The sequence below is a fragment of the Streptomyces polyrhachis genome (assembly GCF_042663125.1).
Taxonomy (GTDB): domain Bacteria; phylum Actinomycetota; class Actinomycetes; order Streptomycetales; family Streptomycetaceae; genus Streptomyces; species Streptomyces polyrhachii.
The window spans coordinates 19768-40827 of record NZ_JBHSZO010000036.1; the positions used below are offsets into that span (position 1 = coordinate 19768).

17 protein-coding genes are annotated in these 21060 nt (G+C 73.2%); 14 read left to right on the forward strand and 3 right to left on the reverse strand.

Annotation, left to right across the window (positions count from 1 at the left end; genetic code table 11):
* Positions 1-36: 36 nt before the first annotated feature.
* A complete protein-coding gene (locus ACFQLX_RS20570) occupies positions 37-1671 on the reverse strand; it encodes an amidohydrolase (RefSeq protein WP_386417268.1) in 1635 nt (544 codons plus the stop codon).
* Between the two features lie 179 nt (positions 1672-1850).
* Here ACFQLX_RS20570 and ACFQLX_RS20575 point away from each other — a divergent pair, with 179 nt between their 5' ends.
* The 4 genes from ACFQLX_RS20575 to ACFQLX_RS20590 all read left to right on the forward strand — a co-directional run bounded on the left by ACFQLX_RS20575 (position 1851) and on the right by ACFQLX_RS20590 (position 4932).
* Positions 1851-2573 (forward strand): TetR/AcrR family transcriptional regulator, encoded by a 723-nt coding sequence (locus ACFQLX_RS20575; protein ID WP_386417269.1) that lies wholly within the window; start codon positions 1851-1853, stop codon positions 2571-2573.
* Between the two features lie 93 nt (positions 2574-2666).
* A complete protein-coding gene (locus tag ACFQLX_RS20580) occupies positions 2667-3704 on the forward strand; it encodes a TY-Chap domain-containing protein (protein WP_386417271.1) in 1038 nt (345 codons plus the stop codon).
* Between the two features lie 54 nt (positions 3705-3758).
* The gene (locus tag ACFQLX_RS20585) at positions 3759-4199 is read left to right on the forward strand and encodes a DUF6153 family protein (protein WP_386417273.1); all 441 of its coding nucleotides are present in this window, start codon (positions 3759-3761) and stop codon (positions 4197-4199) included.
* Between the two features lie 103 nt (positions 4200-4302).
* Entirely contained in the window at positions 4303-4932 is a 630-nt protein-coding gene (locus ACFQLX_RS20590) for a DUF305 domain-containing protein (protein WP_386417275.1), read from the forward strand.
* 70 nt (positions 4933-5002) lie between these two features.
* Here the strand turns inward: ACFQLX_RS20590 and ACFQLX_RS20595 are convergent, their stop codons facing one another.
* Entirely contained in the window at positions 5003-6226 is a 1224-nt protein-coding gene (locus ACFQLX_RS20595; RefSeq protein WP_386417320.1) for an MFS transporter, read from the reverse strand.
* A gap of 56 nt (positions 6227-6282) precedes the next feature.
* Positions 6283-7371, reverse strand: coding sequence for a PLP-dependent cysteine synthase family protein (locus tag ACFQLX_RS20600; RefSeq protein ID WP_386417277.1), 1089 nt, complete (start codon positions 7369-7371; stop codon positions 6283-6285).
* Positions 7372-7917: 546 nt separating this feature from the next.
* Between ACFQLX_RS20600 and ACFQLX_RS20605 the strand changes: the two genes are divergently transcribed.
* The 10 genes from ACFQLX_RS20605 to rpmE all read left to right on the forward strand — a co-directional run bounded on the left by ACFQLX_RS20605 (position 7918) and on the right by rpmE (position 20973).
* Positions 7918-8370, forward strand: coding sequence for a response regulator (locus ACFQLX_RS20605; protein ID WP_386417279.1), 453 nt, complete (start codon positions 7918-7920; stop codon positions 8368-8370).
* A gap of 198 nt (positions 8371-8568) precedes the next feature.
* A complete protein-coding gene (locus tag ACFQLX_RS20610; RefSeq protein ID WP_386417280.1) occupies positions 8569-9615 on the forward strand; it encodes a DALR anticodon-binding domain-containing protein in 1047 nt (348 codons plus the stop codon).
* Positions 9616-9714: 99 nt separating this feature from the next.
* Entirely contained in the window at positions 9715-11103 is a 1389-nt protein-coding gene (gene lysA, locus ACFQLX_RS20615; protein WP_386417281.1) for a diaminopimelate decarboxylase, read from the forward strand.
* 159 nt (positions 11104-11262) lie between these two features.
* A complete protein-coding gene (locus ACFQLX_RS20620) occupies positions 11263-12555 on the forward strand; it encodes a homoserine dehydrogenase (RefSeq protein ID WP_386417283.1) in 1293 nt (430 codons plus the stop codon).
* A 129-nt stretch (positions 12556-12684) separates the two neighbouring features.
* Entirely contained in the window at positions 12685-13749 is a 1065-nt protein-coding gene (thrC, locus tag ACFQLX_RS20625; protein WP_386417321.1) for a threonine synthase, read from the forward strand.
* Between the two features lie 253 nt (positions 13750-14002).
* Positions 14003-14929: a homoserine kinase gene (gene thrB, locus ACFQLX_RS20630; RefSeq protein WP_386417285.1), complete on the forward strand. Its 927-nt coding sequence runs from the start codon at positions 14003-14005 to the stop codon at positions 14927-14929.
* Between the two features lie 549 nt (positions 14930-15478).
* Positions 15479-17443: a transcription termination factor Rho gene (rho, locus tag ACFQLX_RS20635; RefSeq protein WP_386417286.1), complete on the forward strand. Its 1965-nt coding sequence runs from the start codon at positions 15479-15481 to the stop codon at positions 17441-17443.
* 200 nt (positions 17444-17643) lie between these two features.
* A complete protein-coding gene (locus ACFQLX_RS20640; protein WP_386417288.1) occupies positions 17644-19386 on the forward strand; it encodes a trypsin-like serine protease in 1743 nt (580 codons plus the stop codon).
* Positions 19387-19503: 117 nt separating this feature from the next.
* Positions 19504-20604, forward strand: coding sequence for an LCP family protein (locus tag ACFQLX_RS20645; protein ID WP_386417289.1), 1101 nt, complete (start codon positions 19504-19506; stop codon positions 20602-20604).
* Positions 20605-20754: 150 nt separating this feature from the next.
* Positions 20755-20973 (forward strand): 50S ribosomal protein L31, encoded by a 219-nt coding sequence (gene rpmE, locus ACFQLX_RS20650; RefSeq protein ID WP_386417290.1) that lies wholly within the window; start codon positions 20755-20757, stop codon positions 20971-20973.
* Positions 20974-21060: the final 87 nt, after the last annotated feature.

Consider the following 21060-nt stretch of genomic DNA (forward strand, 5'->3'; position numbering starts at 1 on the left):
CGGCGGTGGAGCGGTACGGGCCTGAGCGGCCGGAGTTCAGCCCCCGTACACGAGGGAGCCGCCGACGTAGGTGCGCAGCACCCGCGCCTCGGCGATCTCCTCCGCCGGGGCGGTGAGGATGTCGCGGTCCAGGACGACCAGGTCGGCCAGGTGGCCCGCGCGCAGGCTGCCGGTGTCGTCCCGGCCGCTGACGTGCGCGGAGCCCGCGGTGTAGGCGGCGAGGGCGGTGGTCAGGTCCAGGCGCTGCTCCGGCAGGAAGACGCGCTCGTCCCGGCTGCCGGGCTCGCGCCGGTTGACCGCCACGTGCAGGCCGGCGATCGGGTCGGGGCTGCTGACCGGCCAGTCGCTGCCGGCCGCCAGGGTCGCCCCGGCGCGCAGCAGCGAGCCGAAGGGGTACTGCCGCCGGGCGCGCTCGGGGCCCAGGAAGGGGATGGTCAGCTCGTCCATCTGCGGCTCGTGGGCGGCCCACAGCGGCTGGATGTTGGCGATGGCGCCCAGGTGCGCGAAGCGCGCCAGGTCGTCGGGGTGGACGACCTGGAGGTGGGCGAGATGGTGGCGGTTGCCGCGCCGACCGTTGGCCGCCACCGCCGCCTCCAGCGCGTCCAGCGCCTCGCGTACCGCGCGGTCGCCCAGGGCGTGGAAGTGCACCTGGAAGTCGGCCGCGTCGAGCTGGGTGACGTACGAGCGCAGGGCCACCGGGTCGACGAAGCTGAGGCCGGAGTTGCCGGTGGGGCAGCCGCAGGCGTCGAGGTAGGGCTCGGTGAGGGCGGCGGTGAAGTTCTCCGCCACACCGTCCTGCATGATTTTCACCGCGCGGGCCAGGAAGCGGCCGTGGCTGAGCGTCTCGCGCGCGGCGCGCAGCTCGTCGATCTGCTCGGCGCCGCGCTCGCGGTCCCACCACAGCGCGCCGGTGACGCGGGCGGTGAGCTGCCCGGAGCGGGCGGCGGCCAGGTAGGCGTCGGCCGGGTCGGGGCGGCCGGAGAAGGTGCCGATCAGGGCGTCCTGCCAGCCGGTGATGCCCAGGGAGTGCAGCAGCTCCTGGGCGCGCAGCAGGCCGGCCAGGCGCTCCTGGTGGGTGCTGGGCGGGAGGATCGCGGTGATCATCCCGATGGCGCCCTCCTGGAGGGTGCCGTTGGGGGTGCCGTCCGCCTCGCGCTCGATGCGGCCGTCGGCGGGGTCGGGGGTGGCGGCGGTGATGCCGGCCAGCTCCAGGGCGCGGGTGTTGACCCAGGCGCCGTGGTGGTCGCGGTTGGACAGGCACACCGGGCGGTCAGGGACCACCGCGTCCAGCAGCCGGCGGGTGGGTACGCCGCCCTCGAAGCTCTCCATGGACCAGCCGCCACCGGTGATCCACTCGCGCTCCGGGTGCGCGTCGGCGTACTCCCGTACGAGGCGCAGGTAGTCCTCGACGCCGACCGTCTCGGTCAGGTCGCACTCGGCCAGCTCCATGCCGCCGAAGACCGCGTGCACGTGCGAGTCCTGGAAGCCGGGGAGGAGCAGCCGGCCGGTCAGGTCCACGACCTCGGTGTCCGGGCCGATCAGCCCGCGCACCTCGTCGTGGCCGACGGCGGTGATCCGCTCCCCGGTCACGGCCAGGGTGGTGGCCCGGCTGCGGGCGGGGTCGCCGGTGTGGACGGGGCCGCGGGTGAAGACCAGATCGGCCTTGGTCATGTGGTGCTCCAGGACGTGAAGGAGAGGTGGCGAGGGGGGAACGCGCCGACGGCCGGACGGGGTGGGCGCTGGGCGGTCATGCAACTGCCCCGGGCCGGTGTATGTCAATGCTGTTGTCATAAGACGCGGGGCCTGGGATCGTGGCTTCCCGGGGGCGGGCGGACACAAGGAGGCGGAGCATGGCCGAGCGGGTGGTTCCGGAGGAGCGGCGGCGCAGGCACCGGCCGACCAAGCAGGGCGCGGTGCTCTCGCAGCGGCTGATCATCGACACGGCGCTGCGGCTGGTCGCCCAGCACGGCGCGCAGGCCCTGTCGGTACGGCGGCTGGGGGCGGCGCTGGGCTGCGACCCCAGTTCGCTCTACCGTTACTTCCGCAACGCCGACGACCTGCTGCTGGCGCTGGCCGACGAGCTGATCGGCCGGGCGCAGGAGGGCTGGGAGGCCACCGGGGACTGGCGGGCGGACCTGCGCGGGATCGGGCGGCGCATCCACGCCGCGTACCTGTCCAATCCGCAGGCCGCGCTGCTGTCCGCGCACCGGACGACCGGGCGGGCGCACGAGACGGTGGCGGTGGACCGCATCCTGGGCGTGCTGCGCGGGGCGGGCTTCCCGGACCGGGAGGCGGTGCGGATCTACCACGCCTTCGTCGACCAGGCGCTGGCCTTCTCCTCCCAGGACGCCGCCGCGGCAGCCCTGCCCGCGGACGCCCGCGCGGCCGACGAGGAGGTCTGGCAGGCGGCGTACGGCGAACTGCCGGCCGACACCCACCCGCACGTGGCCGCGACGCTGCCGCTGCTCGCGGCGGAGATGGAGGGGAGCGGCTATCCCTTCGCGCTGGAACTGCTGCTGGACGCGGTGGCGCTGCGGCTGCCGGGTGGGGCGGCGGGCCCAGGGGTTGGCTAGCCCCCCTTCCACCTCACCCGCGTACCGGTGCGGTGAACCCCCGCCCCGCACCCGGTAAGTGATCTCCCCGGGACCGCTCGGTAGGGTCCGGGGATGACGACGGACGGATACCGGGGCTGGGACTCGGAGAAGAGGTTCCAGCGCCTGCTCGATCAGTTGACGCCGCTCGACATGGGCGGCTGGCGCCTGCCGGAGGTGCGGGCCGCGCTCGACACCCTGGGCTGGCGCCTCCTCCCCGTCGCGCCGGGGGAGCACCCGCCGGACCTGGCCAGAGGGCGGCGCCCGGAGGTGGCGTGGACCGTGGCCGGCCATCCCGAGGGACCCCGCCAGGGCATCGGGGTGCTGACGGTGGCGCCCGAGGACCCCGAACAGGTGCTCGGCCTGGAGGTCAACCTCTCCTACGGCATCGCCTACGACGACGACCACAACGACGAGTGGCACTTCGCCCAGACCGCCCGCGAGGTCACCGCCCGCACCCTCGGCGCAGCGCCCACCCGGCTGTCGGGCCCGGGCCCCCGCGCGGTGTGGCACCGCCCCGGCAGCAGCGTGGCCGTCCTGCTGGACGAGGGCTGCGTCGTCCTCCAACTGCTCAGCACCGACGCGGGCGCCGGGTTCCGCCCCGGCCGGCCGGACCTGTGGCGCGGCCCGGTCACCACGCACCTGTGCGCACCCGGGCCCGAGCGGCCGGTGGCGGACTGGGCGGACGTACGGACGCGGCTGGGCGCCGTACTGGCCTCCCTCTGCGCCGGAGTGCCCCCCTTCCTCGGCAGGTTCATCCTGCACCTGTCCTGCGCCCGCGACCCGCTGCGCTTCGTCAGCGCCTGGAACGAGCAGGAGGACCTCCGGATCGAGGCGTTCACGAACTACGCGGAGCTGGCCGACCCCGAGCGGCTCACCGGCCTCGGCTGGCGCCCCCACGGCGGCCTCTGGCAGCGCCGCTTCCCCCGCGTGCCGCTCCGGCCCGAGCAGGCCGACGAGGCCGCGGCCCTGCTCGTGGACGCGCTCACCACCCTGGGAGCGGACGCCCGCGACCTGCTCTACTCCGGCGAACTGACCACCCCCGGCGGCCGCCGGCACCTGGAGCTGCCGCAGCTCGGCGTCCCCCGTGAGACGGACGGGGTGGAGGCGTAGGGGCCGTCCGGTGACTCCTTTCGGTACGCTCCCACGCGAGAGGAGTCACCGGACGTGAGCAGCTGGGCGATGCGGACGGGGAGCGCGATCGGGCGTTTCCTCTTCGTCGTCGTGCTCGCCGCCGGGATCGTGGCGATGCACAGCACCGGCCACCCCGACGGGACCTCCGCACACGCCGCGCCGCGGCACTCGGCCTCCTTCTCCCCGCCGCCGGTGATGGACCACGCGTCCGCAGACCACACGTCCGCAGACCACGCGTCCGCCACCGCCGCGTCCCCTTCCCCGGTCGCGCACGGCACCGGCTCCGGGATGGACATGACCTCCGTCTGCCTCGCCGTCCTGGGTACCTGGGCCTTCGCACGCCTGCTGCGGGCCGCGCGGGCCCGCAGCGGACTGCCCCCCGACCCGGCGGCGGCGCTGCGACTGCGGCACACCCGCCCGGACCCACCGCCGGACCCGCCCGACCTCACCCGCCTCTCCGTCCTACGGATATAGGCCGCCGCGCCCGCCGCGCCGCCGCTCCACGAGCAAGCGGTGCGGCCCGCCGCGCTTGCGTCCACCCCTTCCGTACGTACAACAGGCAAGAGGCCACCCAGAGATGAAGCACACCACCCGCACCGCCCTGCCCGCACTCGCGGTCGCCGCCGCCCTCCTCCTCGCCGGCTGCGGCGGCGGGGATTCCGAAACCTCCGGGCACGGCGCCTCCCACGGCGCGTCGAAGAGCTCCGCCGCCCCCGCCCGAACCGCCTTCAACGACGCCGACGTCGCCTTCGCGCAGGGCATGATCCCCCACCACCGGCAGGCGCTGGAGATGGCGGACCTGGTCGCGGGCCGCTCCTCCGACGCCGAGGTGAAGACCCTCGCCGAGCAGATCCGCCGGGCGCAGGACCCGGAGATCGCGACCCTGACCCGCTGGCTGGGGGAGTGGCAGCAGCCCGTACCGGGCGCTCACGTCGGCCACGGCGGCGGCGACGACGGCAACGGCGGCCACACGATGAGCGGCATGATGACCGAGGCCCAGCTGACGGACCTGAAGGCGGCGAAGGGCCCGGCCTTCGACAAGGCGTTCGCCGAGCTGATGATCGAGCACCACGAGGGCGCGCTCACCATGGCGAGGGACGTCCTGGCGAAGGGCGAGGCCCCCGGGGTACGCACGCTCGCCGAGGCCGTGGTCAAGGGCCAGTCCGCCGAGATCGCCCAGCTGCGCACGATCATCGCCCGCCTCTGACGCGCCCGGGGTGCCCCACCGGAGCTGTCCGGTGGGGCACCCCGCACACAGCCGGCCTCAGCAACCAGCCTCAGTCCGCCCCCACCGCACACACCGGCGCCCGCTCCCCCTCCCGATCCAGCCTCGGATACAGCCCCCGCACCGCCACCGCGCACCCCACGCCCAGCACCGCCAGCGCCACCCACGGCAGCCGGGCCCCGTACCCGGAACCGGCGAACGAGCGGGCCGCGTCCATCGCCGCACCGGTGGCCAGGGTGCCGAGGGTGATGCCCACCCCGCAGACGGTCTGGTAGAGCCCGTAGTACGTGGCCACCAGCCGCCCGCCCGCCAGCCGCACCACGGTGTCCATCTCGAACGGATACGCCGTCATCGTCCCCAGCGCCAGCAGCAGCGCGGCCGGCGCGGTGGCCGCGACGGCACTCACCCAGCCCGGCCAGCCCACCGGCCACGGCAGCATCGGCGGCGTGAAGGCCACCCCCATCAGCAGCAGCCCGGCACCCAACGCCCCCCGAGTGCCCAGCCGTTCCCGGCACCACGCCGTCACCCGCGTCTGGCAGACGATCGTCGCCAGCCCGGAGACCGCGAAGAGCCCCGCCACCGCCGCCTCCCCGGCCCGCCCGTCGCCCGCCAGGCGCCGTACCTCAAGCGGCAGGGCCAGATACACCTGGAAGGTCAGCACGTACGAGCCGGACATGGCCAGCGAGAAGAGCAGGAACGGCCGGTTGGACAGCACCGTCCGCCACTGGACGAGCAGCCCCGCCCGCGCCTCGCCCCGCCGCGCGGGCAGCGCCCGCACCTGCACCGCCGACAGCACCGCGAAGACCCCCGCGGCCACCGCGCAGGTCAGCCGGAAGTCCACGCCCGTCAGCGCCAGCCCGACCAGCGGACCCAGCAGGATGCCGGCCTGGTAGTAGACGTGGAACAGGGCGAACGCCTCCACCCGGCGCTCCTCCCCGGCGTCCGCCGCCAGGTAGGCCCGTACGGCGGGGTTGAAGAGCGCCCCCGCCAGCCCCGCGGCCACCGTGGCGGCCAGCAGCGCCGGCAGCGAGGTGGCGAAGGCGAGCAGCGCGAACCCGCCCGTACGCAGCAGGCAGCCGGCGACGATCAGCGGCTTGTACCCGAAGCGGTCGGCCAGCGCACCGCCCAGCAGGAAGAGCCCCTGCTGACTGAAGTTCCGCATGCCCAGCACCAGTCCGGTCAGCCAGGCGGCCAGCCCGAGCGTGCCCGACAGATGCTGGGCGAGATAGGGCATCAGCATGTAGAAGCCGAGGTTGATGAAGAACTGATTGACCATCAGCAGCCGCACGCTCTTCTCGTACGACCCCAGCGCGCGGATCGCCCCGCCCGCCCTCACGGCAGCACCGCCCCCGCCGGAGCGGCCACCGTGGTGCAGCGCGTCCACCTCCGCACCTCGCGCTCGTCCGGCCGCTCGATCTCCTGCGGCCCGACCGGCGCCCCGCCGAGCAGACCGTGAACCCCGCAGTAGCCGTCGTCGTAGACCGTCTCCAGATAGCGCTGCGGGCCGTCGGGGAAGACCGCGACGACGACGGCGTCCGCCGGCAGCCGCCCCGCCAGCCAGCCCGCGACCAGCGCCACCGCGCCGACGCTCCAACCGCCCGTCGCGTAGTGCGAGTCGGCGAGGCGGCGGCAGGCCCAGACGGCCTCGGCCGGGGCGATCCAGTGCACTTCGTCGAAGAGTTCGTGGGCGACGTTGCGCGGATGGATGCTGGAGCCCAGCCCGCGCATCAGCCGGGGACGCGCGGGCTGCCCGAAGATGGTGGAGCCGACGGCGTCGACGCCCGCGAGGAGCAGCCCCGGACACAGCTCGCGCAGCACGCGGGCGATGCCCGCCGAGTGCCCGCCGGTGCCGACGCTGCACACCAGGGCGTCGATCGGGCCCAGCTCACCGGCGAGTTCGCGGGCGAGGGGGGCGTAGGCGGCGACGTTGTCGGGGTTGTGGTACTGGTCCGGGCACCAGGCGCCGGGGTCGGCGTCGAGCAGCCGGCGCACCCGCTCGCGGCGGGCCTGCTGCCAGCCGCCGACCGCATGGGGTACGTCGACGGTCTCGACCACCGCGCCGTACGCGGCCAGCAGCCGCCCCATCGCCGGCTCCAGCCCCGGATCGGTGACCAGGGTGACGGGGTGCCCGTACACCTGCCCGGCCAGCGCGAGCCCGAGGCCGAGGGTGCCGCTGGTGGACTCCACGATGCGCCCGCCGGGCCGCAACGCACCGCGTGCACGCGCCCGTTCGACCATGTGCAGGGCGGCGCGGTCCTTGATGCCGCCGGGGTTGAAGCCTTCGAGCTTGGCCCAGAAACCGCGCCCCGCGGGCGCCAGCGGCGCGGAGATCCGCAGCAGCGGCGTACGCCCGACAAGCGAGGCGACGGAACGGACGTCACGGGGCTCGGAGGGCCGGACGAGGGATTCGATGTCGTACATGGAAAAGCGCTCTCGTTCGATGACGGACATACGGCAGGAGTCATCCCGCCGGCGACCGGAAGACCACCGGCGAACGGAAACGCTCAGATCCGCCAGACACAGGCAGCGGTACGAAGATCACGCCGCGCTATCGGCACCCCCGCAACGGGACCCACCCCACCCACACGCCCCTCGAACACCCGCATGACGACAGCGAATACGAGCAGCAGCAGCAGCGGCCCCCCGAAGGACCGCTCGACCAAAAGCCCCTCGACCACAGGACAGTCGCCCACCGGATGCGAGAAGGCCGAGGCCGCGTGCACATGCGCGGCGGGAGTCCCCGAATGTGAGGGCCCCACGTGCCAGACGGCGCACAACGCGAGAAGCACAACGGCGAAGCACAGAAACAGAAACGCGAACCCCCGCCCCCATGACGACCCGATCGCGCGCACCAAGCGATCGTAGCGTGACGAACCATGACCAAAAGGTCGATCCACCCCCCTCCCCACCCGCCCGGAAGTGCGCAAAAGCCAGACGTGACAGAACTTACGCACCTACGCTTTCGATGTGCCTGGCGTGTCGGGCCGGGTCCTTGTCGTGGACGACAACAAGGTGATCCGGCAGCTGATCAGGGTCAATCTCGAGCTGGAGGGCTTCGAGGTGGTGACCGCTGCCGACGGTGCCGAGTGCCTGGAGATCATCCACAGCGTCCGCCCCGACGTCGTCACCCTCGACCTGGTGATGCCACGCCTGGACGGCCTGCGCACAGCCGCCCTGCTCAGAGCGGACCCCCGCACCCGCACCCTCCCCATAGCCATGGTCAGCGCCTGCACACCGCAGGAAGTGGAACTGGCCCGCGCGGTACGCATAGACGCCTTCCTGGCCAAGCCCTTCGAACCCACAGCACTGGTCACCCTGGTCCACGGCCTGGCCCGCCGAGCAGCCCCCCAACCCCCCACCCGCCGCAAGAAGCACCCCCCGGCGGACGACGCGGAACCAGCCACGCTGACCCACCACTGACCCCGAGCGCACCAGGAACCCACCCGCCCGTGTGAGGGGCCCGGAGCGACGACTCCGAAAAGACGCACCGCAACGCAGGCCCCCGACAGAGCAGCAAATCGACCGATGGCAAGTAAATCCCTATGGCTTTTCGGAGTTGTCGCGGAGAGGCCCCGCCCCCAACGCGAAGAGCCCCCACCCGAGACATACGCTGACATCGTGACCCCCGCCCAGCTCACCCGCACCATCCTCCGCACGGTGCAGGAAGCCGTATCCGCCGGCGAGCTGAACGAAGCAGTCCTCCACAACCTCACCCCCGACAGCATCCCCCTGATCCGCCCCCGCAAAGGCAGCCAGGGCGACTGGTCCACCCCCACCCCCCTACGCCTCGCCACCCCCGCCGCCCTCGCCGCGCTGCAGATCGCCACCCTCCTAGCCCGCCGCCTGGCACGCGACCCGGCCCTGGCCGAGGTGACAGTGACCGGCCCCGGCTTCCTCAACCTCACCCTCACCCCCCAGGCCCGCCCCGACCCCGTACAGGAAGCCCTGGCGAACCCCGCCGACTACGGCCGAAGCGAAGCCCTCACCCCCCTGCGCTACCACCTCCCACCCCCCACCACCCCCCGGGCCGCCCGCTGGACCGCAGCCCTGGACCGCATCCTGCGCGCGACCGGCGCCCACCCCGACCCGGCGGGCGAGCAGTTCACCCCCCACCTGGCCCCCCTCCCCGCCCACGACCCGGCCGCCTACACCGAGGACGCCCTGACCTGGGCATCCCTGCGCCCAGCAGCCCAGGACCACCCGCGCCTGACCCCCGGACTCCTGGTCCAGCGCGAGGACAACCCCCTCTTCCTAGTCCGCTACGCCCACGCCCGCGCCACCGCCCTGCGCCGCGCCGCCCGCGTACTGGACATCCCCGTGGAGCCACCCCCGGATATCCCGGTGGAGCCACCGCCCGCAGTCCCGTACCGTTCGTCCCCGGAGGCCCACCCACCTCCCCCCGGCGATCCCACCGACCGCCTGGCGCAGCTCCCCGCCGTAGTGGAGTCCGCCGCCCGCCACCGCGCCCCCGACCGGGTAGCGCGCTACGCGGAGTCCCTGGCCGACGACCTGCTGGCGTACCTCACCCGTACGCCCTGCCTCCCGATCGGCGACGAGGACGTAGGCCCGCACCACAGCGAGCGCCTGCGTACGGCGGAAGCGGCCCGCATCACCCTGGCCAACGCCCTGCACCTGCTCGGCGTCACCACCCCCGAACACCTCTGACCCGCAGACCCGCCCCCGCAGACCCGCCCCCGCAGGCCCGCCCCCCGCAAACCCCCAGCCCGACCCCCGTCGGCCCCGCACCACGAGGAGAACGAGACCGTGAGCCGCTCCGCCCACCCCGCAGGCCCCCGACACGGCGAGGTGTTCCCCGAGGGCCACTACACGCCCCCGCCGAAGGACCTCAACGCCCTCGACCCGCGCGTGTGGGCCCGTACGGTCGGGCGTGGCGGCGACGGCGCGGCGACGGTCGCCGGCCTGGCGGTGACGGACCTCGCGGAGGAGTTCGGCACCCCCGCGTACATCCTCGACGAGGACGACTTCCGCGCCCGCTGCCGCGCCTGGTCCGACGCCTTCTCCGGCGCGGACGTCTTCTACGCGGGCAAGGCGTTCCTCTCCCGCGCCGTCGTGCGCTGGCTGCGCGAGGAGGGCCTCAACCTGGACGTCTGCTCCGGTACGGAACTCGCCGTCGCCCTGGACGCCGGGATGCCCGCCGAGCGGATCGCCTTCCATGGCAACAACAAGACGGCCGAGGAGATCGAACGGGCCGTCGAGGCCGGCGTCGGCAGGATCGTGCTGGACTCCTTCCAGGAGATCGCCCGCGTCGCACACGCCGCCCAGCGCGCCGGGGTGCGCCAGCGGGTGCAGATCCGGGTGACGGTCGGCGTCGAGGCGCACACCCACGAGTTCATCGCCACCGCGCACGAGGACCAGAAGTTCGGCCTCGCCCTCCAGGGCGGCCAGGCCGCCGAGGCCGTGCGCCGCGTCCTGAACCTCCCCAGCCTCGAACTGGCCGGAATCCACAGCCACATCGGCTCGCAGATCTTCGACATGGCCGGCTTCGAGGTCTCCGCCCGCCGCGTGGTGGGCCTGCTGCGCGACATCCGCGACGAGCACGGCGTGGAGCTGCCCGAGATCGACCTCGGCGGCGGCCTGGGCATCGCCTACACCTCCGAGGACGACCCCTGCGAGCCGCACGAGATCGCCAAGTCGCTGGCCGAGATCGTCACCCGCGAGTGCGCCGCCGCCGACCTCACCGTGCCGCGGCTCTCCGTCGAGCCGGGCCGCGCGATCGTCGGCCCGACCGCGTTCACGCTCTACACCGTGGGCACGGTCAAGGAGCTGCCGGGGCTGCGCACGTACGTCTCGGTGGACGGCGGCATGTCCGACAACATCCGCACCGCGCTCTACGACGCGGACTACTCCGTCGCCCTGGTCTCGCGCACCTCGAACGCCGAGCCGATGCTCACCCGCGTGGTCGGCAAGCACTGCGAGTCCGGCGACATCGTGGTGCGCGACGCGTACCTGCCCGCCGACCTGGCCCCCGGCGACCTGATCGCGGTCCCGGCGACCGGCGCGTACTGCCGCGCCATGGCCAGCAACTACAACCACGCCCTGCGCCCGCCGGTCGTCGCGGTCAGGGACGGCGAGGCCCGCGTCATCGTCCGCCGCGAGACGGAGGACGACCTGCTGCGACTGGACGTCGGTTAGCCACCACGGGCAGGGACGCGCCTGATCCCGCCCTCCCCGCCCGTGGTCTCATCATCCGGACAGGGGGGTCGATACGGGCCGTCCCTGCGTGAAACTAGAGCATCCCGCCGGTGGACCACCGAGGGGGACGTGTCGCCGAGAAACGAAGCGAGGGTCGTCATGGACACCGGGCGCAAGCTCAAAGTGGCGCTGCTGGGCTGCGGATCCGTCGGCTCCGAGGTCGCCCGCATGATGACGACGCACGCCGAGGACCTCGCCGCCCGCATCGGCGCCCCGGTCGAGCTGGTCGGCGTGGCGGTACGCCGGGCCGGCCGCCCCCGTCCGGGCATCCCCGAGGAGCTGCTCACCACGGACGCGACGGCCCTGGTCAAACGCGGCGACCTCGACATCGTCATCGAGCTCATCGGCGGCATCGAGCCCGCCCGCACCCTGATCACCACCGCCTTCGAGCACGGCGCCTCGGTCGTCACCGGCAACAAGGCCCTCCTCGCCGAGGACGGCCCCGGCCTCTACGCCGCCGCCGCGCAGCACGGCGCGGACCTCTACTACGAGGCCGCCGTCGCGGGCGCCATCCCGCTGGTGCGCCCGCTGCGCGAGTCCCTCGCCGGCGACCGCGTCGAGCGGGTGCTGGGCATCGTCAACGGCACCACCAACTTCATCCTCGACAAGATGGACACCTCCGGCGCCGGCTACGCGGACGCCCTGGACGAGGCCACCGCGCTGGGCTACGCCGAGGCCGACCCCACCGCCGACGTCGAGGGCTTCGACGCCGCCGCGAAGGCCGCGATCCTCGCCGGCCTCGCCTTCCACACCCGCGTGGGGCTCGACGACGTCCACCGCGAGGGCATCACCGAGGTCACCGCCGCCGACCTGGCCTCCGCCCAGCGCATGGGCTGCACGGTCAAACTCCTCGCCATCTGCGAGCGCTCCGCCGACGGCGCCTCGGTCACCGCCCGCGTCCACCCGGCGATGATCCCGCTCAGCCACCCGCTGGCCTCGGTGCGCGGCGCGTACAACGCGGTCTTCGTCAAGGCCGCCGCCGCCGGGCAGTTGATGTTCTACGGCGCCGGCGCCGGCGGCGCCCCCACGGCCAGCGCGGTCCTGGGCGACCTCGTCGCCGTCGCCCGCCACCGGCTCGGCGAGTCCAACGGGCCCGGCGAGTCGGCCTACGCGCGCCTGCGGGTGGCGCCGATGGGCGACGTCGTCACGCGCTACCACATCAGCCTGGACGTGGCCGACAAGCCCGGCGTACTGGCCCATGTGGCCACGGTCTTCGCCCGGCACGACGTGTCGATCGACACCGTGCGCCAGCAGGGCAAGGATGGGGAGGCGTCCCTCGTCGTGGTCACCCACCGCGCCCCCGACTCCGCCCTGCAGGCCGTCGTGGCCGAGCTGCGCGAGCTGGACACCGTGCGTGATGTCGCGAGCATCATGCGCGTCGAAGGTGAATGAGGGCCGTACCGGAGCGGGCCCGACCGTGCCCGACCGCGCCGGAGCAGGCCCGACTACGGGAGACCAGGGGAAGACCCCTGAGCCACAAGGGGAGTTGACGTCATGAACGCGATCACCGACGAGCCTCGGATGTCCGCCGTGCGCCAGTGGCGGGGCATCATCGAGGAGTACCGCGACCGGCTGCCGGTGAGCGCCACGACCGAGGTCGTCACGCTGGGCGAGGGCGGCACCCCGCTGGTGAAGGCCCTCACGCTCTCCGAGCGCACCGGCTGCGACGTCTACCTCAAGGTCGAGGGCGCGAACCCCACCGGCTCCTTCAAGGACCGCGGGATGACGATGGCCATCACCGCCGCCAAGGAGGCCGGCGCCCAGGCCGTCATCTGCGCCTCCACCGGCAACACCTCGGCCTCGGCGGCCGCTTACGCCGGACGCGCGGGCATGGTCAGCGCGGTACTCGTCCCCCGGGGCAAGATCGCGCTGGGCAAGATGGGGCAGGCGCTGGTGCACGGCGCGCGCATCCTGGAGGTCGACGGCAACTTCGACGACTGCCTCACCCTGGCCCGCGACCTCTCCGCCACCTACCCGGTGGCTCTGGTCAACTCCGTCAACCCGGTCCGTATCGAGGGCCAGAAGACCGCCGCCTTCGAGATCGTCGACGCCCTCGGCGACGCCCCCGACATCCACGTCCTGCCGGTCGGCAACGCCGGCAACATCACGGCGTACTGGAAGGGCTACGGGGAGTACGCCGCCGACGGACTCGCCACGCACACCCCGAGGATGTGGGGCTACCAGGCGGCCGGCGCCGCCCCGATCGTGCGCGGCGAGCCGGTGCCCCACCCCTCCACGCTGGCCACCGCGATCCGCATCGGCAACCCGGCGTCCTGGAAGCTCGCCGAGGCCGCCCGCGACGAGTCCGGCGGCCACATCGAGTCGGTGACGGACCGCCAGATCCTGCGCGCCTACAAGCTGCTCGCCGCCCGCGAGGGCGTCTTCGTCGAGCCGGCCTCCGCGGCCTCGGTGGCGGGCCTGCTGCAGGCGGCCGAGCAGGGCAGGGTGGCGGCCGGGCAGCGGATCGTCTGCACGGTCACGGGCAACGGCCTGAAGGACCCCGACTGGGCGGTCGCCGGCGCCCCGCAGCCGGTCACGGTCGCCATCGACGCCGACGCCGCGGCCGAGAAGCTCGGCCTCGCGTAAGGACGTTCGAACCAACGACGGCACCGGGCGCACGATCGGGCAACCGCCACCCACCGTGCGCCTCCCGTGCGCCCTGTGTCGCCGCAGAACCCTCCTTCGATAAACTGGTGTTGGACCACCCGTGAACCGCGCCCCGACGGCGCTGCCGGGTGGCCGCACGGGGGCCGCGCCCCCGCCGTACTCCCACCGCACCGCATCCCGGTCGCCGCACCGCCTGCTGTTCCGCCGTACGACGAGGAGAGTCACCCCACCGATGGCCGGTCCCGCCTTCCGCGTCGCCCCCGTCCGCGTCCGCGTCCCCGCGACCAGCGCCAACCTCGGCCCCGGCTTCGACGCCCTCGGCCTGGCCCTGGGCCTCTACGACGACGTGGTCGTCCGCGTCGCCGAGTCCGGACTGGCCGTCGACATCGCCGGCGAGGGCGCGCAGACGCTGCCCCGCGACGAGTCGCACCTGCTGGTACGGGCCATGCACGCGACCTTCGACCTGCTCGGCGGCCGCCCCCGCGGCCTCGAACTGGTCTGCGCCAACCGCATCCCGCACGGCCGCGGCCTGGGCTCCTCCTCCGCCGCCATCTGCGCCGGAATCCTGGCCGCCCGCGCGGTGACCACGGGCGGCACGGAGAAGCTCGACGACGAGGGTGTGCTGGACCTGGCAGCCGAGTTGGAGGGCCACCCGGACAACGTGGCGGCCTGCCTGCTCGGCGGTTTCACCATCGCCTGGACCGACGCCGGACGGGCCCGCGCCCTGCGGCTCGACCCGGACGAATCCCTCGTTCCGGTGGTCTTCGTCCCCGGCCGCCCGGTGCTCACCGAGGAGGCGCGCGGACTGCTCCCGCGGACCGTGCCGCACGGCGACGCCGCGGCCAACGCGGGCCGCGCCGCGCTGCTGGTCGAGGCGCTGACCCGGCGCCCCGACCTGCTGCTGGCGGCCACCGAGGACCGGCTGCACCAGGACTACCGCTCCCCGGCGATGCCTGAGAGCATCGCGCTGGTCAACAGGCTGCGCGCGGACGGAGTCGCGGCCGTCGTCTCCGGTGCGGGACCCACCGTGCTGGCCCTCGTCCGGGAGGACGGCGCGGAGAAGGCGGAGAAGGCCGCCGCGTCGGCGGGGGAGGGCTGGGCGGCCAACCGGCTGGCCCTCGACACCGGCGGCGCGGGCATCCTGCCGCTGGGGGGCTGACCGCCCCGATGCGGGCGCCGCGTCAGCGGACACAACAGCGGCCACAACAGCGGCCACAACAGCGGACACAACAGCGGACACAGCAGCGATACCGGGCGATAAACGGGCGATACACAGGGGTGCCAGGGGTGACGGACACGGGGAAAGGGGGAATGTTTGTTGGAGCCGATAGTGTTAACCTCAAGGCAGCACCAGCACGACCAGCCGGTTGCGGCGGCAGCGTAAAGCTCCGTCACGACAGCGCTGACCTGCTGTGTCGCGTGCCGTGGTCCCACGGGGGTGAGCCCCAGAGGGGACCGCCCCTCTTCCGGGAGCTTCCCTTACTGGTCTCACTGCCTGTGCAGCCTGCGCTGTGCAGTGATGCTCCCGATCGGCGCGGACGGCCTTCGCCAGACCGGCCGCCCCGCACGCCGAACCCCGCACAGACCTCGCCGCCATCCGGCGGAACACCGCCCCGGCCGATCCAGTGACAGCGCTGATCGCCGCCGGAGAAGCACAACCGGTCGCCGAGCCAGACAGGCCGACGCCCGCTCCAGGGAAGGACCCTTCGTGAGCGACACCACCGATCTGATGGGCGTGACTGCCGAGGGCGCAGCCAGCCCCGACTCCGCCTCCGCCGGAGACGCCCCCGCGCCTGCCAGGCGCCGGCGCGGCACGGGGCTTGAGGGCATGGTCCTCGCCGAGCTCCAGCAGGTCGCCTCCGGCCTCGGGATCAAGGGCACCGCACGGATGCGCAAGAGCCAGCTGATCGACGTCATCAAGGAGCGCCAGGCCGCCGGAGGCTCGTCTCCGAGCGCCGCGCCCGCCGCCGACTCCGGTGAGAGCAAGCCCAAGCGCCGCGCCGCCACCCGTGTCCGTACGGACGAGAGCGGCGCCGAGAGCGCCTCGAAGGGCGAGCAGGCCGCCGAGGGCTCCCAGCAGCTCGGCATTCCGGGCCAGCCGAAGGCCGAGGCCGGCGGCGAGGCGCAGAAGTCCGACGAGGGCCGGCAGGCCGCCGAGAGCGCCGCCGACACCGCCGAGGGCCGCACCGAGGGCCGGGGCCGCGAGCGTCAGCGCCGCGACCGGCGCGACCGCGAGCGCGGCAACCAGGGCGGTGGCAACCAGGGCGGCGGCGGCCAGAACCAGCGCGGCGCCAAGGACGAGGGCGGCCAGCAGACCCAGGGCGGCGGCGGACGCGACCGCGACCGGGACCGCGGCAACCAGGGCAGTGGCAACCAGGGCGGCGGCAACCGCGACAACCGCCGCGACGACAACCGCCGTGACGACGAGTTCGACGAGGACGGCCGGCGAGGCCGCCGGGGCCGCTACCGCGACCGCCGGGGACGGCGCGGCGGCCGCGAGGAGTTCGGCGGCACCGAGGTGCCCGTCTCCGACGACGACGTGCTGATCCCCGTCGCGGGCATCCTGGACATCCTCGACAACTACGCCTTCGTGCGCACCTCGGGCTACCTGCCCGGCCCCAACGACGTCTACGTCTCCCTCGCCCAGGTCCGCAAGAACGGCCTGCGCAAGGGCGACCACGTCACCGGCGCGGTGCGCCAGCCCAAGGACGGCGAGCGGCGCGAGAAGTTCAACGCGCTGGTGCGCCTGGACTCCGTCAACGGCCAGTCGCCCGAACAGGGCCGCGGCCGACCGGAGTTCGGCAAGCTGACGCCGCTGTACCCGCAGGAGCGCATGCGCCTGGAGAACGAGTCCAGCCAGCTCACCCCGCGGATCATCGACCTGGTCGCGCCCATCGGCAAGGGCCAGCGCGGGCTCATCGTCGCGCCGCCCAAGACCGGCAAGACGATGATCCTGCAGTCGATCGCCAACGCGATCACGCACAACAACCCCGAGTGCCACCTGATGGTCGTCCTGGTCGACGAGCGGCCCGAAGAGGTCACCGACATGCAGCGCTCGGTCAAGGGCGAGGTCATCTCCTCGACCTTCGACCGCCCGGCCGAGGACCACACCACGGTCGCGGAGCTGTCCATCGAGCGTGCCAAGCGCCTGGTGGAGCTGGGCCACGACGTCGTCGTGCTGCTCGACTCCATCACCCGCCTGGGCCGTGCCTACAACCTGGCCGCCCCCGCCTCGGGCCGCATCCTCTCCGGTGGTGTGGACTCCACCGCGCTCTACCCGCCGAAGAAGTTCTTCGGCGCCGCGCGCAACATCGAGGACGGCGGCTCGCTGACCATCCTGGCCACCGCGCTGGTCGAGACCGGCTCGCGGATGGACGAGGTGATCTTCGAGGAGTTCAAGGGCACCGGCAACATGGAGCTGCGCCTGGACCGCAAGCTCTCGGACAAGCGGATCTTCCCGGCGGTGGACGTGGACGCGTCCAGCACCCGCAAGGAGGAGATCCTCATGAACCCCGAGGAGCTGGCGATCGTCTGGAAGCTGCGCCGGGTGCTGCACGCGCTCGACTCGCAGCAGGCGGTGGAGCTGCTGCTGGACAAGCTCAAGCAGTCCAAGTCCAACGCCGAGTTCCTGATGCAGATCCAGAAGACGACCCCGACGCCCAGCGGCGACTGAGCACCGCACCGCACCGCTCACCACGCGATCCCCCGCCACCCCTACGGCGGGGGATCGCGTGCGTATAGGCTTTCGATCCTGCCGAAGGCGGGGGGCCTGTGCCGGATCCGAGAAGGCCGACCCCCGAGGGGCGCCACGGACTTCACCGCACGCCGCTCTCCTGTCCGAAGCACTCACGTCCTCGACCCAAGGAGACCCGGGTGCGATTCCCGATACGCGGCGCGCGCCACCGGCGGCGCCCCGGCCGCCGCATAGCCGTCGCCGCGACGGTGCTGGCCCTGCTCGGCGGCGGCACCATAGCCGCCACGTCCTTCGCCAACGAGGACCAGGGGCGGCCGAAGCTGGTACTGCCGGCCGGGACCACGATGGTGGACACGGAGGAGCCGACCGCCTCGACCTACCTGGTCGGCGGTTCGGACACCTCCATCTCCGAAGCGCCGTTCATGGTCCAGCTCTTCTTCGACTTCGACCACGCCGGCGAGACCTACAGCTTCACCTGCGGCGGCACCCTGGTGGCGCCCAACAAGGTGCTCACCGCCGCCCACTGCATGTACGACAACGGCGTACGCCAGGACTGGGCGGCCTACGGCGCCGTCCTGGCCGGCACGGACAAGCTCGCCGGCGGCCCGGACAACTCCGCGGGCCACTTCATCGACGTCGTCCGCTCCTATGTGCGCGGCGGATACGACGACGACAACATCCAGCACGACGCCGCCGTGCTGACCCTCGCCAAGCCGGTGCCCGGCGCCAGCACGCTGGCCATGGCCAACACCGAGGACAGCCGGCTCTACGCCACGGACACCCCCGCCGTCACGTACGGCTGGGGCCTGACCACCTCCGAGAAGGACGGCACCGCGCGGCTGGCCTCCACCCTGCAGAAGGTCAGCATGCCGCTGCACACCGACGCGGAGTGCGCGTCGGTCTTCGACCCGGTGCTGGGCGCGGGGATGTACAAGCCCGGCGACATGCTCTGCGCCGGACTGCCCGGTACGGGCGACGACGCCACCGGGGAGGCGACCTGCCCGGGTGACTCCGGCGGTCCGCTGGTGAAGTCCGGCCACGTCATCGGCATCACCTCCTGGGGCGTGAGCACCGGCTCGCAGTACTGCAACGTCGAGGGCACGGTGGACGCCTTCACCAAGGTCGCCACCCACGAGCGCTCCATCCGGCCGCGGGTGGACGACACCGACCTCAACCGCAACGGGCGCGCCGACCTCTACCTGCGGTACAAGGACGGCACGGGCTACCAGAAGCTCTCCACCGGCACCGGCTTCGCCGCGCGCACCAAGCTCGCCGGCTCCTGGAGCGCGTACAACATCACCCTGCAGACCGACCTGAATCGCGACGGCTACCAGGACTTCATCCTGCGCCGCAGCTCGGACGGCGCGGTCTACTGGCGCCACCGCACGGCCTCCAGCCCGACCTGGATCGACACCCGGGTGGCCACCGGCTGGGCGACGCGTAAGTTCGTCGCGGCGCCCGGCGACATCACCGGCGACCGCTACCCGGACCTGCTCTCGGTGGCCTCCGACGGCACGCTCTACGTCTACCCGGGCAAGGGCAACGGCACCTTCGCCGCCCGCGTCACCGCGGGCAGCGGCTACCAGGGCTACAACTCCTTCCGGGGCCACGGCGACCTCACCGTCGACGGCAAGGCGGACGTCCTCGCCCGCCGGTCGAGCGACGGCGCCATGGTGCTGCTGAGGGGTACGGGCAAGGCGGCGGCGCCCTTCGCGGCGCCGGTCAAGGTGCGCAGCTGGCCGACGTACACCGGCTTCGCGGCGCCGGGTGACGTGACGGGCGACGGCATCGCCGACTTCGTGACGCGCGGCGGCACGGGCAACCTGTACCTCTACGCCGGTACGGGCAAGGCGACGTCCGAGATCTTCGCCCCGGCGATCAAGATCGGCACGGGCTACCAGGATTACGGACAGCTCGGCTAAACCCCAGCTCAGAGGGTGTATGACAGCGAGCCCCCCGGTCTTCGGACCGGGGGGCTCTTTGCCGATTCAAACTGGTGCATGTAACCCTTTCGGGTAACTTCACCAGATTGCGAGCATATGACGCACACCTCCCGCCCGGACCCCACCGGGCCCGGCGCACCCGGCCGCGGCCCGGCCGGCAGGGGTGCCCCGGGCCGCCGCAAGCGCAGCCGCGCGCGCACCGCGCTGCTGGTGTGCGCCTGCGTGCTGGCGGTGGCGCTGCTCGCCGGGGGAGGGCTGGCCGCCTTCGCGTACATCAAGCTCAGCGGCAACCTCTCCAGCGTCGACCTCGACGCCAAGCTCGGCACCGACCGTCCCGCTGACGCCGACAACGGCTCGCTGGACATCCTGGTGCTGGGCTCCGACTCGCGCTCCGGCGCGAACGCGAAGTACGGCCGGGAAGGGGGAGCGCGCTCGGACACCGCGATGGTGGTCCACCTCTACCAGGACCGCACGAAGGCGTCCGTGGTCTCCATACCCCGCGACACCCTCGTCAGCCGCCCCTCCTGCGCGGGCGAGGACGGCACGGCGGTGCCCGCGGCGACCCGGGTGATGTTCAACTCCGCGTACGCCGTCGGCGGCCCCGCCTGCGCGGTCAAGACCGTCGAGGCGATGACGGGGCTGCGGATGGACCACTTCGTGGAGGTCGACTTCACCGGCTTCAAGAAGCTCGTCGACGGACTGGGCGGCGTGGAGGTCACCACCACCGAGGCGATCCACGACCGCGACTCCCACCTCGACCTCGCCGCGGGCACCCACACCCTGGACGGCGAGCAGGCGCTCGGCCTGGTCCGCACCCGCCACGGCATCGGCGACGGCAGCGACCTGGGCCGCATAGGACTCCAGCAGACCTTCGTCAAGGCGCTCCTGGACCAGGTCCGCGACCTCGGCCTCCTCTCCAGCCCCACGAAGCTCTACGGCCTCGCGGACACGGCCACCTCCGCCCTCACCACGGACAAGGGCCTGGCCTCGATCCCGGAGCTGATGGGCCTGGCGACCAGCCTGAAGTCCCTCTCCGCCGGCAACCTGGCCATGGTGACCCTCCCGGTCACCGCGGACCCCGCGGACCCCAACCGCGTCGTCCCCCTCCCGGCGGAGTCGGCGCAGGTCTGGAAAGCCCTGAAAACGGACGCCCCCCTCCCCGCCTCGGCCACGGATCCCCCGACGCCCGCCCGCTAGCCGGCCACCGCCCGCCGGGGAATATCCCCGCCCCCGCGCTCGTTTTTGCCCACGCGGCCAGTGATGGCACACTGGTACGTCGGCCCCGGTTCACGCCCCGGCACCCCGCCGCAGCGACCCGGAGCCCTCCATCCAACCCAGGAGAATCCCTTGAAGCGCGACATCCACCCGGAGTACGTCGAGACCCAGGTCAGCTGCACCTGCGGGGCCTCGTTCACCACCCGTAGCACTCTGCCCTCCGGCTCCATCCGGGCCGAGGTCTGCTCCGAGTGCCACCCGTTCTACACCGGCAAGCAGAAGATCCTCGACACCGGTGGCCGCGTGGCCCGCTTCGAGGCCCGCTTCGGCAAGAAGGCCGCCGCGAAGTAGCGAGCCCGCAGGCGCCGGCTCCGCGTCCCCGTCCCACGACGGGCTCGCGGACCGGCGCCTTTTCGGTCCCGCCCCGCTTCCCGCCCG

Bases quoted from the DNA above. Each gene is read 5' to 3' on its own strand.
- ACFQLX_RS20570 (WP_386417268.1), bottom strand. From the start codon at position 1,671: ATGACCAAGGCCGATCTGGTCTTCACCCGCGGCCCCGTCCACACCGGC.
- ACFQLX_RS20575 (WP_386417269.1), top strand. From the start codon at position 1,851: ATGGCCGAGCGGGTGGTTCCGGAGGAGCGGCGGCGCAGGCACCGGCCG.
- ACFQLX_RS20580 (WP_386417271.1), top strand. From the start codon at position 2,667: ATGACGACGGACGGATACCGGGGCTGGGACTCGGAGAAGAGGTTCCAG.
- ACFQLX_RS20590 (WP_386417275.1), top strand. From the start codon at position 4,303: ATGAAGCACACCACCCGCACCGCCCTGCCCGCACTCGCGGTCGCCGCC.
- ACFQLX_RS20595 (WP_386417320.1), bottom strand. From the start codon at position 6,226: ATGGTCAATCAGTTCTTCATCAACCTCGGCTTCTACATGCTGATGCCC.
- ACFQLX_RS20600 (WP_386417277.1), bottom strand. From the start codon at position 7,371: ATGTACGACATCGAATCCCTCGTCCGGCCCTCCGAGCCCCGTGACGTC.
- ACFQLX_RS20620 (WP_386417283.1), top strand. From the start codon at position 11,263: ATGGACACCGGGCGCAAGCTCAAAGTGGCGCTGCTGGGCTGCGGATCC.
- thrC (WP_386417321.1), top strand. From the start codon at position 12,685: ATGTCCGCCGTGCGCCAGTGGCGGGGCATCATCGAGGAGTACCGCGAC.
- thrB (WP_386417285.1), top strand. From the start codon at position 14,003: ATGGCCGGTCCCGCCTTCCGCGTCGCCCCCGTCCGCGTCCGCGTCCCC.
- ACFQLX_RS20645 (WP_386417289.1), top strand. From the start codon at position 19,504: ATGACGCACACCTCCCGCCCGGACCCCACCGGGCCCGGCGCACCCGGC.